The organism is Archangium sp. (genome assembly GCF_057119385.1).
Genome location: NZ_DBNGVP010000029.1, coordinates 50691 through 64982 on the forward strand (window position 1 = coordinate 50691; position 14292 = coordinate 64982).

Consider the following 14292-nt stretch of genomic DNA (forward strand, 5'->3'; position numbering starts at 1 on the left):
ATCCTCGCGGGAGGCCCCGGGAGCAGACTCTCGGGGCCGGGCCGGGGGGCTCTTCCACGCATGTTGCACATTCGCGGCTACACGCTCCGTGGGGCCATCAAGGCCACCGGGTCGAATCTGCTGTTCCATGCGGTGCGCGACGCGGATGGGCTGCCGCTCATCCTCAAGACGCCCAGGGTCTCCTGCCCGGGCGCCCGCGAGAGCGAGCGCTACCAGCGGGAGTTCTCCATCCTCCAGCGTCTGCGGGACGTGGGAGGCGTCACCCGTCCCCACGCGTGTGAACGCATCCACGAGCGTCCGGTGCTCCTCCTGGAGCCCCTGGAAGGCACCGCCCTGTCCGAGCTCACCGGCACGCCGCTCGAGCCCGCCCGCGTCCTGAAGCTGGCCCTCTCCCTGGCCTCGACCCTGGCGGAGATGCACCGCCGCGGCGTCATCCACAAGGACATCAAGCCCTCCAACATCATCCTCACGCCCACCGGGACGGCGTGCCTGCTCGACTTCGGCACCGCCACCCTCCACCTCGTCGAGCACGTGGAGGCCTCTCCCGCCCCCCTGCTCGAGGGCACGCTGGCCTACATGTCCCCGGAGCAGACGGGGCGCATGAACCGCTCGGTGGACTACCGCACCGACTTCTATTCCCTGGGCGTCACGCTCTACGAGCTGCTCACGGGCAGCCGTCCCTTCCACGGGCGGGATGCGCTCGAGTGGTTCCACGCTCATCTCGCCCTGGTGCCCCCGTCTCCGCTGGAGCGTATCCCGGGCCTGCCTCCGGCGCTGTCCGCCATCGTGATGAAGCTGCTGGCCAAGGTCGCCGAGGAGCGCTACCAGAGCGCCGACGGACTGAAGGCCGACCTCGAGCGGTGCCAGGAGGGCCTGCTCCGGGGCGAGCACGGGGACTTCCCGCTCGGGGTGCACGACTTCCCCAGCCGCTTCCAGCTTCCGCAGCGGCTCTACGGGCGGGCCTCGCACGCCGCGGCCCTGCTCCAGGGCTTCGAGCGGGTGGCCCGGGGCGGCCGGTCCGAGCTCATGCTGGTGCGTGGCTACTCCGGTATCGGCAAGTCCTCGGTGGTGCACGAGCTGCACAAGCCGGTGGTGCAACGGCGCGGCTTCTTCCTGAGCGGGAAGTTCGATCAATTCCAGCAGGACATCCCCTACGCCACCCTGGCGCAGGCCATCCGCGGTCTGACGCAGCAACTGCTGTCGGGCACCGACGCGGAGCTGGAGGCGTGGCGCGAGCGCCTCCAGGAGGCCTGGGGGAGGGAAGGCCAGCTCCTGGTGGACGTGGTGCCCCAGCTCGAGCTCATCGCGGGCAGACAGCCGGCGGTGCTGGAGGTCCCCGCCTCCGAGGCGCAGCACCGCTTCCACCGGGTGTTCCGCGCGTTCCTCGGCGTGTTCGCCACCCTGGAGCACCCGCTGGTCCTCTTCCTGGATGATCTCCAGTGGGCGGATGGGGCCAGCCTGCGGCTCATCAAACACCTGCTCACGCACCCGGAGACGCCGCCGCTGCTGCTCATCGGGGCCTACCGCGACAACGAGGTCAGCCCCTCGCACCCGCTGGTGTGCCTGTTGGAGGAGCTTCGCAAGGCCGGCGCGCAGCTCGCGGAGCTCCAGCTCGAGCCGCTGCGCATGGAGGAGCTCCAGCAGCTCGTCGCCGATACGCTGCCCGGGGCGGACGGCGGGCTCGTCCAACCGCTCTCGGCGCTCGTGCACGAGAAGACCGGGGGCAACCCCTTCTTCATCCTGCAGTTCATGCGGACGCTCCACCAGGATGGCCTGCTGGCGCGCACGCCCCAGGGCTCGTGGCGCTGGGACGCGGAGGGCGTCCGGGCCAGGGGCTACTCGGACAACGTCGTCGGCTTCATGGTGGGCAAGCTGCGCCAGCTCCCCCTGGTGACCCAGCACCTGCTGCGGCTGGCGGCGTGCGTGGGGAACACCTTCTCCGCCGGAATGCTCGCCATCCTCTCCGACCAGTCCGTGCCGGGCTCGGTGGAGCGGAGCCTGGAGGCCGCCTTCCAGGAGGGCCTGCTGGTGCGCGGCGGCCCGGAGCAGTACCGGTTCCTCCATGATCGCATCCAGCAGGCGGCCCATGCGCTCATCCCCGAAGAGGAGCGCAAGTCCGTCCACCTGCGCATCGGCCGGCTGATGCTGGCGAGCCTGTCCCCGGAGCAGGTGCACGAGAAGCTCTTCGACGTGGTGGGCCAGCTCAACGCCGGGGCGGAGCTGATCCACGAGCCCGAGGAGCGCCGCCGCGCCGCGCGACTGAATGCCGAGGCGGGCCGGAAGGCGCGGAGCTCCACCGCGTTCCGCTCGGCCGCGGCCTACTTCGCCGCGGCCTTCCAGCACCTGTCCGAGGACCCCTGGGCGCTGGAGCCCGCGCTGGCCTTCGAGGTCCGGCTGGGACAGGCGGGTTGCGAGTTCATGAGCGGCAACGCCGCCGAGGCCCGCCGGCTGGTGGACGAGCTCCTCCCCCGGGCACGCACCTTCCCGGAGCTGGCGGGCGTCTGCCGGCTGAAGAGTGAGTTGCACCTCATCGCCAATGAGCACCTGACGGCCGTCACCTGCCTGCTGGAGTGCCTGGAGCGGATGGGCATGCCGATGCAGCCCTTCCCCGCCTGGGAGGAGGTGGAGATGGCCAACGCGGAAGTGTGGGCCCTGCTGGGGGATCGGCCCATCGCGAGTCTCATCGAGCGGCCCCTGGTGGATGATCCGGACATGGAGGCGATGATGAACGTCCTCGGCGCCCTGTTCGCGCCGGCGTTCTTCCTGAGCCCCTCGCTGCTCCTCCTCCATCTCTGCCGGATGGTCTCGCTGAGTCTGCGCCACGGCCACACCCCCGCCTCCGTCCATGGATACTCCTGGTTCGGGGTGATGGTGGGCCACACCTTCAAGAAGTACCGGGAGGGCCAGGCCTTCTGCCAGCTCGCCCATGCGCTCGTGGAGCGGTACGACCTGGCCGCCCTTCGCGGCAAGGCGCTCCACACCCTGAAGCTGGCCAACTGCTGGACCGAGCCCCTCGCCCTCTCGCTCGAGCTGGCCCAGAAGGCCTTCCAGCACGCGCTCCAGGCCAGTGACATCCAGATCGCCTGCTTCTCCTCCTGTCACCTCGTCACCAACCGCCTCACGTTGGGGTTCCCCCTGGAGGAGGTCTACCAGGAGTCGATCGCCCGTCTGGACTTCGTGAGCAAGGCGGGCTTCGTGGGTGTGAGGGATACCATCCACTTCACGCAGCGCTACGTGCAGCAGCTGCGCGGGCTCACGCCCTCGTCCGACTCGCTGAGCGGGGAGGGGTTCGACGAGGCGGCCTTCGAGGCCGGGCTGCCCTCCAACCAGAGCACCACGCAGTGCTGGTACTGGCTCACCCAGGCGCAGTCCCGCTTCCTGCGCGGGGCGTTCCCGGAGGCGCTCGAGGCCGTGGACAGGTCCTTCGAGCTGCGCTGGGCCTGCCTGGGTCTGCTCCCGAGCCTGGAGCTGCACTTCTTCCGCGCGCTGAGCCTCGCCGCCTGCTACGGGTCCATGGCTCCCGGACGGCGGCCACAGGCCCTCGAGGCCATCCGCGCTCACCAGCGGCAGCTCGCGGAGTGGGCGGAGCATTGCCCCTCGACGTTCCGCTGCCTCGAGCGTCTGGTCTCGGCGGAACTGGCGCGGCTCTCGGGGCAGGAGGGGGAGGCCCTCCGTGCCTACGAGCAGGCCCACCAGTCCGCCCGCGAGCACGGCTTCGTCCAGAACGCGGCCCTGGCGTGTGAGCTGGCCGCCCGCTTCTGGCGGGAGCGCGAGCTTCCCACCCTCGCCGAGTCCTACGCCCGCAAGGCCCGGGAGGCCTACGTGCGCTGGGGCGCCCACGGGAAGGTCAGACACCTGGACGCCGAGTGGCCCCTGCTGGCCTCCACCGGGAGCGAAGAGGACACCGGCACGGATACGACGTCGACGCAGCTCGATGTCCTCGCCCTGGTGAAGGCCCAGCAGGCCATCTCCGGGGAGATCGTCCTCGAGCGGATGGCCACCACGCTGCTGCGCGTCGCCATCGAGAACGCCGGTGCCCAGCGCGGCGCCCTGTTGCTGCCGCGCGGTGATGCGCTCCAGATCGTGGCGCTCTCGGGGACCACCTCCGAGGACTCCGCCGCGGAGGGGGACGAGCCGCGCCTGCCCTGGTCCCTCATCTCCTACGTCAAGCGGACGCGGGAGCACGTGCTCATCGGCGATGCCTCCCAACCGCACCCGTTCGCGGCCGATCCCTGGCTCGCGCGCGGCAGGGCCCGCTCGGTGCTCTGCCTGCCGCTGCTGCGCCACGAGGAGTTCCGTGGCGTGCTGTACCTGGAGAACGAGCTCGCCCCGGATGCCTTCACGCCGGCCCGCCTCTCCCTGCTCGACCACCTGGCCTCACAGGCCGCCATCTCCGTGGAGAACGCGCGGCTGTACGCCGACGTCCAGCGCGCCGAGACCGCCCTGCGCCGCGCCAACGACGAGCTGGAGCAGCGCGTGGAGGAGCGCACCCGGGAGCTCAAGCAGGCCCAGTCGCGGTTGATGGAGACGGCCCGCACCGCCGGCATGGCCGAGGTGGCCGCCAACGTGCTCCACAACGTGGGCAACGTCCTCACCAGCGCCGTCATCAACCACCAGGTGCTGCGCCAGACGGTGGACGCCTCCCGCATGGGGCGGTTGAAGCAGGCCACCACCCTGCTCGCCAAGCACCGTCACGCGCTGGCGGACTTCCTCTCCCGGCATCCCCAGGGCATGCAGCTGCTGGACTACCTCTCCGTGCTCGCCGACGAGCTGCTGCGCGAGCAGTCCACGCTGCGCGAGGGCATGGAGGCGATGGGCATGCACATCGATCACATCCGCGCCATCGTGCAGATCCAACAGAACTACGCCAGCAACACCCTCCTCACCGAGGAGTGTGAGCTCTCGGAGCTCGTCCAGGATGCCCTGCGCATCTTCATGCCCGCGCTCCGGCGCCATGGCGTCACCGTCACCCAGGAGCTCGCCGCGTTGCCTCCGGTGCGTCTGGACAAGCACAAGGTGCTGCAGATCCTCATCAACCTCATCAGCAACGCCAAGAAGGCCATGCAGACGCTCCCCGAGGGGCAGCGCCACGTGCACGTGCGGCTCGAGGCCGTGGACCGCATGGCGCGCGTCTCGGTGGTGGACAATGGCGTGGGCATCGCCCCGGAGAACCGCGAGCGGCTGTTCTCCCAGGGCTTCACCACGCGCGAGGGCGGCCGTGGATTGGGCCTGCACTCCAGCGCCCTGAGCGCGAGGGCCATGGGCGGGAGCCTTGCTTTGCAGAGCGAGGGGCTGGGCAAGGGCGCCACCGCCATCCTCGAGCTGCCGCTCGACGGGGGAGGGGAGGCACTCGACTGAGTTGCCTCAGGCCCTCAGGGCGACGACCGTGACGCCGTCTCCGCCCTCGTGGTTCTCTCCCGGACGGAACATGCGGATGTACGGCGAGGCCGCCAGGTAGTCGCGGATCGCCTGCCGCAGCGCTCCGGTGCCGTGCCCGTGGATGATCAGCGCCGACTCCTCGCCGCTCCTCATCCCCCGGTCCAGGAACGACTCCACCTCCGAGAGCGCGTCCTCGGCCCTCATGCCGCGCACGTCGCACCGGTAGTTCGTCGCCTCCACCGCCTCCGGCGCCGCCGCCTTCGCCCGTTGCAGGTGCTGCACCTGCTTGTTGCGCTCGGGGAACTTCGACTCCTTCGGCTTCGGCGCCCTCGAGCCCGACAGCTCCGACACCGGCACGCGCATCTTCATGATGCCCGCCGCCACCAGCACCTGCTCCCCGTGCAGCTCCAGGATTTCCACGTCCTTGTTCAACCCCGCGTGCCGCACCCGCGCGCCCACCCGCAGCTCCGCGGGAGGCGGGGCCTCCACCTGGAACAGCTCCGCCCTCGCCGCCCTGGCCCGCTGGTTCGCCTCCTCCGCCCGCTGCAGCAACTGCGCCCGCGCGTCCGCCGCCGCCTTCTCGTTGGACTGCGCCCGCAGCACCTTCAGCAGCTCCTGCACCTCCGTCGCCGCCTGGTCGCTCGCCGCCGCCACTTCCTCGTTGAAGCGCATCAGCCGCGCCTTGCGCTCGCGCTCGAACTGCTGCTTCTGCTCCTCCAACTGCGCCCGCAGCCGCTCGGCCTCCTCCGCCGCCACCTTCGCCCGGTCCAGCTCGTCCTGCAGCTTGCGCCGGTCCTCCTCCGCCGCCGCCAGCGCCTTGGCCAGCGCTCCTCCCGCGTTCATCGCCAGGTCGCGCGCTCGCGCACAGATGTGCTCCGGCAGCCCCATCCGCGACGCCACCTCGATGGCCGACGACGCACCCGCCGCGCCCAGCTGCAGCTTGTACGTGGGCGCCATCTTCTTCGCGTCGAAGCCCACTCGCGCGTTGAGGAAGCGCGGATCCAGGTGCGCCAGCGCCTTGAGCTCCTCCAGGTGCGTGGTCACCAGCACCACCGCCCCCTTCGTCAGCAGCTCCTCCAGCACCGCGATGGCGATGGCCGCGCCCTCGCGCGGATCCGTGTCCGCGGCGATCTCGTCGATCAGCACCAGCGAGTTCCTGCCCACCGACAGCGCGATGTTGCGCAGCATCACCACGTGCGCGCTGAACGTGGACAGGCCCTGAGACAGATCCTGCGCGTCACCCACCGTCGAGTGCACCGAGCGGTAGAGCGGCATCCTCGAGCCCTCGCCCGCCGGAATGGGCAGGCCCGCCCGCAGCATCAGCGCGCACAGGCCCACCGCCGTCAGCGTCACCGTCTTGCCGCCCGCGTTGGGACCGGACACCACCAGCGCCCGCGCCTCGCCCTTCATCTCCACGTCGTTGGGCACCACCTCGGTGTCCCGCAGCACCAGGCGGGGGTGACGCAGCCGCAGCAGCGTCAGCTCCTCCACACCCGAGAACTCGGGCGCGTGGGCCCGCAGGTCTCCGGCCAGCACCGCCGCCGCCTCCACCTCGTCCAGCTCCGCCACCGCCGCGATGCCCTCGAGCACCTTCGCCGACTCGCGCCCCAGCTGGTTCGTCAGCTCCTGGAGGATGCGCCGCTCCTCCTCCGTCACCACCGACTGGGCAATGGCCAGGTCGTTGCCCATGCCCACCAGCCCCTCGGGCTCCACGAACAGCGTCTGCCCCGTCTGGCTCGCGTTGTGGACGATGCCCGGCACCTCGCCCCGGTAGTTGGACACCACCGGCACCACGTACCGCCCGTTGCGGATGGTGTAGTAGTTCTCCCGCAGCTTCGGCAGGAAGCTCTCGTCGCGGAGCTTCTCCTCCAGCCAGCCCTTGATGCGCCGGTGCAGGCCGCGCACGCGATCCCGCGCCTCGCGCAGCTCCGGGCTCGCGCGGTCGGAGATCTCCCCATCCGCCTCGAAGCTCCGGTCGATGCGCACCGCCAGTTGCTCCAGCACCGGCAGCCGCCGGGAGATGGCCGCCAGCCGGGGCACCACGTGCTGCCGCTCCTCCAGCGCCTCCCGGGTACGCACGAAGGCGAACAGCAGCTGCGCCGACGCGATCAGCTGCCGGGGCTCCAACAGGCCGCCCTTCGAGGCCAGCTCCAGCGCGCCCCGCAGGTCCGTCACTCCGCCCAGCGGCAGGGAGAACTGCTCCTGGGCCAGCTGCCGCGCCTCGGCGATCAGCGCCAGGGCATCCGCCACCTGCTCCTCGCCATCGAGGAACGGCCGGGCGAGCGCGCGCTCCCTTCCGGGCTCGGTCCGGCAACGATGGGCCAGTGCGCGGAGCACGTCCGCGAATCCAAGGTCTTCGAGCGTTCTCTGGGCAATCTGCACGGTCATGGGTTTCATGCGCCACCGGGGCGCCCGTCAAGAAGAAGGTAGGGTTTTGAAAGCCAGACCCGCTCTGCTATCTGCCCGCCATGCTCTGGCTCGTGTTGGCGGGCACGCTCGCGGCGGCCATGGACGCCCCGGTTCCCGGGGACCTGACAGCGGCCCTGGCCCGGGAGGCCTCGGGTGACAGCGCCGGGGCCCTGCAATCCGTCCAGGACGTCCTGCGTGTCTGGCCCGCCGAGGCCCTCCCCCGGTTGGAGGCGGCCCGGCTCCTGCTGAAGTTGGGGGGGAACCTGGATCAGGCGGAGACCCACCTCGACGTCGCCGCCGCCGTGGCCCCCGACAACCCCCGGGTCCATTACCTGCGCGGGTTGTTGTGGGAGGAGCGGGGCCACCCCCTGAAAGCGGCCCGTTCCCATGAACTGGCCGTCTTCTATCGTCCGTCCTACGAGGATGCTCGTTTCCGGCTCGCCGGCCTCTGGGCCTCCCTGGGTGACTGGCTCAAGGCCGAGCTCCACTACCGCTTCCTCGCCCGCTCCCGTCCCGAGTGGGTGCAGGTGCGTCTCCAGCTCATCCATGTCCTCGAGCAGCAGGGCAGGGCGGCGGACGCGGAGAAGGAGTTGCTGCGCTTGAAGGACGAGCAGCCAACGAATCCCCTCGTCATTCGTCGGCTGGTGGACCTCTACGAGCGCACGGGGCGCGCGAAGCTGGCGGCGAGGCTGCGAGCGAGCCTGGAGCCGCCCGCTCCCCCCAAGAGGATGCGTCCCCTGCGCCCGTCGCGCCGGTAGGAAACCTTTCGTCCCCTCCGTGATTGCGTGGAAGGCGCCACTGCATACACTGCGCCCGCTTTGAAGACCGCCAACCTCGCCATTGTGTTCACCGACATCCAGGGCTTCACCGAGCGAACCAGCCGGCAGACCCTCGAGGAGAACCAGCGCCTGCTCAAGGTGCACCATGATCTCCTCACCCCGGTGTTCAAGGCCTTTGGCGGGCGCATCATCAAGTCCATCGGAGACGCCTTCCTCGTCACCTTCGAGTCGCCCACCCAGGCCGTGCTCAGCGGCATGGCCATCCAGGACCGGCTCTGGCAGCACAACCGCTCCGTGCTCGAGGCCGAGCGGCTGGACGTGCGGGTGGCCATCAACGTGGGCGAGGTGCGGGTCGAGTCCAACGACGTCTTCGGCGAGCCCGTCAACATCGCCTCGCGCGTGGAGTCCATCGCCGAGCCCGGCGCGGTCTTCTTCACCGAGGCCGTCTACCTGGCCATGAACAAGGCGGAGGTGCCCTCGCAGGAGGTGGGCGCCTTCGAGCTCAAGGGCATCCCCGGGAAGATCCGCGTCTTCCGGGTGCCCCACGCGCCCTACCGGGTGGAGGTGCCCACCGTGGTGCACGTGTCGCCCGGGTCCGGGGCACCGTTCCTCCAGGAGGCGCCGCCCTTCGGCAACCTGGCCCTCTCGCGCATCCCGAGTTCGGCGCTCGTCGTGGGGCCGGATCTGGCCGCCACCGCGGCGGCCCTGGGCTCGCGCGCGGCCACCGCCGGCGGCAGGCTCGTGGAGCGCACCCGCACGGTCCTCCAGTCGGTGAAGGCCGTTCCGCGTCCCTCCGCGCTCGCCTCGCGCAAGCTGGCGGTGGGCGGCGGCGTGCTGGCGCTGGTGCTCGGCATCGGCTTCGTGATGCGGGACAGCGAGGTGGAGAACGCCATCGAGGCCGTGGCCGAGGCCTCCGCCAACAAGGAGCAGTTCTCCCTCAAGGAGAAGCTCAAGCGGGTGCAGGACGCCGAGAAGCTCATCAGCCAGGAGAAGGATCCGGGGGAGAAGGCCTGGCTCCATGGGCAGCTCGCCGAGGCGCTGGATGCACCCGGTCAGGCGGTGGGTTTCTACCGGAGCGGTGTGAAGGCCGGCCACGGCGACTCGGAGGACCGGCTCATCGAGCTGTTGGAGTACCCGGAGTGCCGCGTGCGCGTCAGTGCCGCGGATGCAGTGGGCGACCTCAGGCTGGCCTCCGCGCGCGGCGAGCTGGAGGACCTGGCCGATGATGGAGGCCCGGGCGAGGACTCGGGCCTGTTCGGCTGCGACTCGCGCAAGGCCGCGAAGGAAGCCCTGGAGCGGCTCGGCCGCTGAGAATGTGGGGGACGACATGAGACGGGTGAAGACAGGATTGGATGTCTGGGTGGAGCAGGGCTTCGCGCCGCTGAAGGGCAAGAAGGTGGGCGCCATCGTCAACCCCACCAGCGTGGACTCGCGCTTCCGCCACCTGGCGGATCTGCTGGCGCAGACGCCCGGGGTGAAGCTCTCGGCGCTCTTCGGCCCCGAGCACGGCATCCGCGGCGAGGCCCAGTACATGGTGGCCGTGGGCGAGGCGCGCGACCGGCGCACCGGCGTCCCCGTGCACAGCCTCTACGGCTCCACCTTCGAGTCGCTCTCGCCCCGCGCCGAGTGGCTGCGGGGCCTGGACGCGCTCGTCTTCGACATCCAGGACGTGGGCAGCCGCTACTACACCTACGTCTACACCATGGCCCTGGCCATGAAGGCCGCGGGCAAGGCCAAGGTGCCCTTCTACGTGTTGGACAGGCCCAACCCGCTCAACGGCGTCACCATCGAGGGCAACCTGGTGGGCGAGCGCTACCGCTCCTTCGTGGGCCTGTACTCCATTCCCAACCGGCACGGCATGACGGCCGGCGAGCTCGCCCGCCTCTTCAATGACGAGCAGGGCTTCGGCTGCGAGCTGACGGTGGTGCCCATGGAGGGCTGGCGGCGCGAGGACTTCTGGTCCGACACGGGGCTGCCCTTCATCTCGCCCTCGCCGAACATGCCCACGCCGGACACGGCGCTCGTCTACCCGGGCATGTGCCAGGGCGAGGGCACCAACGTCTCCGAGGGCCGCGGCACCTGCCGTCCCTTCGAGCAGTTCGGCGCTCCCTGGGTGGAGACGGACGCGCTGATCGCCCGCCTGGAGCGCGAGAAGCTGCCCGGCGTCGCCTTCCGCGCGGTGGGCTTCACCCCTACCTTCGACAAGTACAAGGGTGAGTCCTGCAATGGGGCCTTCATCCACGTCACCGACCGTCACGCCTTCCTCCCGCTGCGGACGGGTCTGGCCATCTTCCAGGCCCTCTACGAGCTGGGCCAGGGCGGCAGGTTCGCCTGGCGCGAGGACGCCTACGAGTTCGTGGACGACGTGCCGGCCTTCGATCTGCTCTGTGGCACGGACCAGGTCCGCCGGGGGATCGAGGCCGGTTGGCCGCTGGATCGTCTGATGGAGGGCTTCGACACCCAGGCCCGGGACTTCGCCAAGCGGAGGGAGCGTCATCTGCTGTACGCTCGAGGGTCGTGAGCCAAGACGTCATCGGGATCGTGTCCGACAGCCATGGGGACCTGGCCGCTTTCGACGCGGCCTATGAGCTGTTGCGGGCCAAGGGCGCCCAGCGCTTCATCTTCCTCGGCGGCCGGTATTCCGACCTGGACGAGTGGATCCTCGACCGGCGGGAGCGCAGCCGGGGAGGCCGGGAGTACTCGGGGGCGGACTTCATCGAGGACGTGGCCAAGTGGCTCGCCGTCACCGAGCAGAAGCCGCGTCCGCGCTCGCTGTCCGTCTCGTTCGACGCGCTCAAGGAGATGGATGCGGATCCCCTGCTGGTCCGCGAGCACTTCCTGCGCACGCCGGAGCGCGACTCCATCCAGTACCGCGATCCGAGCATCCCCCGGAAGGTGCTGGACATGGTGGGCGACACGCTGTGCTGCCTCACCTACGACAAGAACGACCTGAGCCGGGATGACCTGGTCAACGCGGTCATCTTCATCCACGGCAAGGAGTCCGAGCCGAAGCTGGTGCAGATTGGCCCGCGCTTCTTCCTCACGCCGGGCCGGCTGGCGGGGGCCGCGGAACAGACGTGCGCCCTGCTGGAGCGGGTGGACAAGGATCTGCGCTTCTCGGCCTTCCGGCTGGATGGGAAGACCGTGCTGGAGCCGCGGACGTTGGCGGTGGATCGACGCAACAAGCTGTCCGTCAAGTGAGGCCCCCCGTGCAGGTCGCGCTCCTCGGAGGCTCGTTCAACCCGCCGCACGTGGGCCATCTGATGGCGGCCCACTACGTGCGCGCCACCCAGGGCGTGGACGAAGTGTGGCTCATGCCCACGTTCGTCCATCCCTTCCGCAAGACGACGGCGCCCTTCGAGCACCGCGTGCGCATGTGCGAGCTGATGTGCCGGGACGCCGCGGGCTGGATGAAGACGTCGAAGGTGGAGAGCGAGGTGGGCAAGGACGGGCGCACGGTGGACACGCTGGATTTCCTCCGGGCGCGCCATCCGGAGTACCGCTTCTCGCTGATCATCGGCTCGGACATCCTCAAGGATCTGCCGCAATGGAAGGACTTCGACCGCATCCAGCGCATGGCGCGCGTGGTGGTGCTGTACCGCGCGGGCTACCCGGCCGAGGGCACCGTGGGGCCGCCGCTGGCCGTCGTGTCCTCCACCGACATCCGCGAGCGGCTGAACCGGGGTGAGCTGCCCTCGGACCTGGTGCCGCGCGTGGTGCTCGACTACGCCCGCGAGCACCACCTGTACGGGTTGTGAGCGCCCCCCGTTCCCCGTGGCCTCGGCGGAGCGGACGCGCTACAAACGCGCATGGCCAACGACATCAAGTCCATCGAGATCGGTGTGAGCGTGCGGATGGTGGATGGCAACCTCTGCGCCACCTGGTCCTTCGACAATGAGAATGCGGACCGGGACGGCACCCAGGTGCGGCTGTTCAGCGGGCAGGAGTATCAGGTGACGTACCGGCTGCTCGATCCCGCCTCCTGGAGCCTCGATGCGGCATCGCTGCGCAGGGTCTCCGACTCCAACACCGGCTTCGTGACCCTCACCCAGGGCGAGACGACGTCACCCCAGGCGTTGCCGGAGGGAGCGGGGACCGTGACGGTCGCGGCGTTCGCCTCGGACGCGCTCACCCTGAACGTCACCAACGCGCTGTCCTCCGGCAGCGAGCCCTTCACCGTGGGCCTGTCCCTGACGGTGTCCGCCAGGAACGCGCAGGGGACCCCCAAGCAGTCGAGTCAGGATCCCCAGATGATCCTTGAGCCGGTCATCGCGCCGCCCTCTCCGTAAGTAGGTAGGCAAAAGTTCCTGACACAATGAGCCTGCCCCAGTTATGAGGCTCTCCAGCGGACCTCGATTTACTCGCAGAGGGCCAGCGGGGCCCGCTGCGTTCAGTCCCGAGTGCCTGGGATGACGCCAGAGCGCATCAGGGTCCACAGAAGTGTGGTGGCGTTATGCATGGCTTGGCGGCGCAGAGCGCCCTCTCCCAGGGCATCCAAGGTACTCTTGCGCTCGTCGCCGTAGTCGGAGATGCCCCGGATGACGAGAGTGCGCGTGGGCTCGACGCGCTTGACGGCGGCGGCCATGAGCCCGGCGGACTCCATGTCGAGCGCTTTGAGATTGCGGTCTCGCTTCGCGCGGAGCCACTGGGTAAACTCGTGTGCAGCGCCGACAACGGGCCCGGAGGCGAGGTGGACGTCGAGCAGTTCGGGCTCGGAGCGGAGGAGTCGCTGGCGGACGAGTTCGGTGCGGGCCGGCTCGGGAACGTGCTGGGTGAGAGCCTCCTGGCAGAGCTGGCTCCAGGAGAGGAAGGCCTCGCGCTCGGCGAACTCGAGGTTGCGGACGCGGGAGAGAAAGTCGTGGTCGCCCTGGAACACAGTGCCGCCGAGGGCAAACTCGTGTGAGCCCGGAGCCGCTCCGGGCTGGGCCTTGGCCGAGGCGAGGTAATTATCGACTTGGCTGGCGACGACAACGTCCCCGACGCGCACGTCCGGGTGGAGGCTTGCGGCGATGCCGAGCATTACGACGGTGCGGGGGTTCCACCGGGAGAGGAGGCGCTCGGTGTGGAGCGTAGCGGGCTCGGGGTTCATTTCGCCGATGAATGAGATGACGCAGCGGTGGGGTGAGCCGGGCAGCTCGAAGGTGTAGTCGTACTGGCCCGTATTCTCGTCTCGCTCGGCGCGGAGGGACGTAGGCAACAGCTCTCGGAATACACGAAACTCTTCCTTGAGTGCGATGATGATACCTAGGTCCATAGTGGATTTCGAAGTAGTGGGCTGGGGGCGGGGCTTCGCGAGATTGGCCTCCAATATCCAGACATCGCCGAGGGAGTCGCCCACGCAGATGACATTCTCAGCGGTGGCGAGGCCAAGGAAGGCATCGCTCCCGTAGAGCGTTTGTAGGCATTCTCCTGAGTGGAGGTCCCACAGCTTGAGCGTGCCGTCGGCGGAGGCGGAGAGGGCGCGCCGGCCATCGGGCAGCACCGCGCAGGCGCTCACACTGTTCGAGTGGCCATCTATCGTGGCCAGGAGGCAGCTCGTCTCCAGGTCCCACAACTTGAGCGTGCAGTCAGCGGAGGCGGAGAGGGCGCGCCGGCCATCGTGGGCTTGCCCCGGTTACGTGGACAGTAGGGTTAAGATGCCAACTTCTGCGGTAAGGCCGCAAGCTCAAAATCCACTGGACTGACGTAGCCCAGCGAAGAGTGCCGCCGCTGGCGGTTGTAGAAG

General features: G+C 69.6%; 9 protein-coding genes. 7 read left to right on the forward strand and 2 right to left on the reverse strand.

Annotated elements, in window-relative coordinates; translation table 11 throughout:
• Positions 1 to 60: 60 nt before the first annotated feature.
• Positions 61 to 5358: a trifunctional serine/threonine-protein kinase/ATP-binding protein/sensor histidine kinase gene (locus tag AC16DP_RS08130; protein WP_329730966.1), complete on the forward strand. Its 5298-nt coding sequence runs from the start codon at positions 61 to 63 to the stop codon at positions 5356 to 5358.
• 6 nt (positions 5359 to 5364) lie between these two features.
• Here AC16DP_RS08130 and AC16DP_RS08135 read toward each other — a convergent pair whose 3' ends face one another.
• Positions 5365 to 7767: an endonuclease MutS2 gene (locus AC16DP_RS08135; RefSeq protein ID WP_329730976.1), complete on the reverse strand. Its 2403-nt coding sequence runs from the start codon at positions 7765 to 7767 to the stop codon at positions 5365 to 5367.
• An 80-nt stretch (positions 7768 to 7847) separates the two neighbouring features.
• Here AC16DP_RS08135 and AC16DP_RS08140 point away from each other — a divergent pair, with 80 nt between their 5' ends.
• Genes AC16DP_RS08140 through AC16DP_RS08165 form a run of 6 tightly spaced genes read left to right on the forward strand, consistent with a single transcriptional unit; the run spans position 7848 to position 12856 of the window.
• Positions 7848 to 8546: a tetratricopeptide repeat protein gene (locus tag AC16DP_RS08140; RefSeq protein ID WP_329730967.1), complete on the forward strand. Its 699-nt coding sequence runs from the start codon at positions 7848 to 7850 to the stop codon at positions 8544 to 8546.
• A gap of 60 nt (positions 8547 to 8606) precedes the next feature.
• Entirely contained in the window at positions 8607 to 9878 is a 1272-nt protein-coding gene (locus AC16DP_RS08145) for an adenylate/guanylate cyclase domain-containing protein (protein ID WP_329730968.1), read from the forward strand.
• A 16-nt stretch (positions 9879 to 9894) separates the two neighbouring features.
• Entirely contained in the window at positions 9895 to 11088 is a 1194-nt protein-coding gene (locus tag AC16DP_RS08150) for an exo-beta-N-acetylmuramidase NamZ family protein (RefSeq protein ID WP_329730969.1), read from the forward strand.
• The gene (locus AC16DP_RS08155; RefSeq protein WP_329730970.1) at positions 11085 to 11768 is read left to right on the forward strand and encodes a hypothetical protein; all 684 of its coding nucleotides are present in this window, start codon (positions 11085 to 11087) and stop codon (positions 11766 to 11768) included. The genes AC16DP_RS08150 and AC16DP_RS08155 overlap by 4 nt, the downstream gene beginning before the upstream one ends.
• Complete coding sequence (gene nadD / locus AC16DP_RS08160) at positions 11765 to 12325, forward strand: nicotinate (nicotinamide) nucleotide adenylyltransferase (protein ID WP_329730971.1); 561 nt, start codon at positions 11765 to 11767, stop codon at positions 12323 to 12325. Before AC16DP_RS08155 ends, nadD begins: the two co-directional genes overlap by 4 nt.
• Before the next feature lie 51 nt (positions 12326 to 12376).
• On the forward strand, positions 12377 to 12856 hold the full coding sequence (locus tag AC16DP_RS08165; RefSeq protein WP_329730972.1) for a hypothetical protein: 480 nt from the start codon (positions 12377 to 12379) through the stop codon (positions 12854 to 12856).
• 101 nt (positions 12857 to 12957) lie between these two features.
• Here the strand turns inward: AC16DP_RS08165 and AC16DP_RS08170 are convergent, their stop codons facing one another.
• On the reverse strand, positions 12958 to 14121 hold the full coding sequence (locus AC16DP_RS08170) for a phosphorylase family protein (protein ID WP_329730973.1): 1164 nt from the start codon (positions 14119 to 14121) through the stop codon (positions 12958 to 12960).
• Positions 14122 to 14292 lie beyond the last annotated feature (171 nt).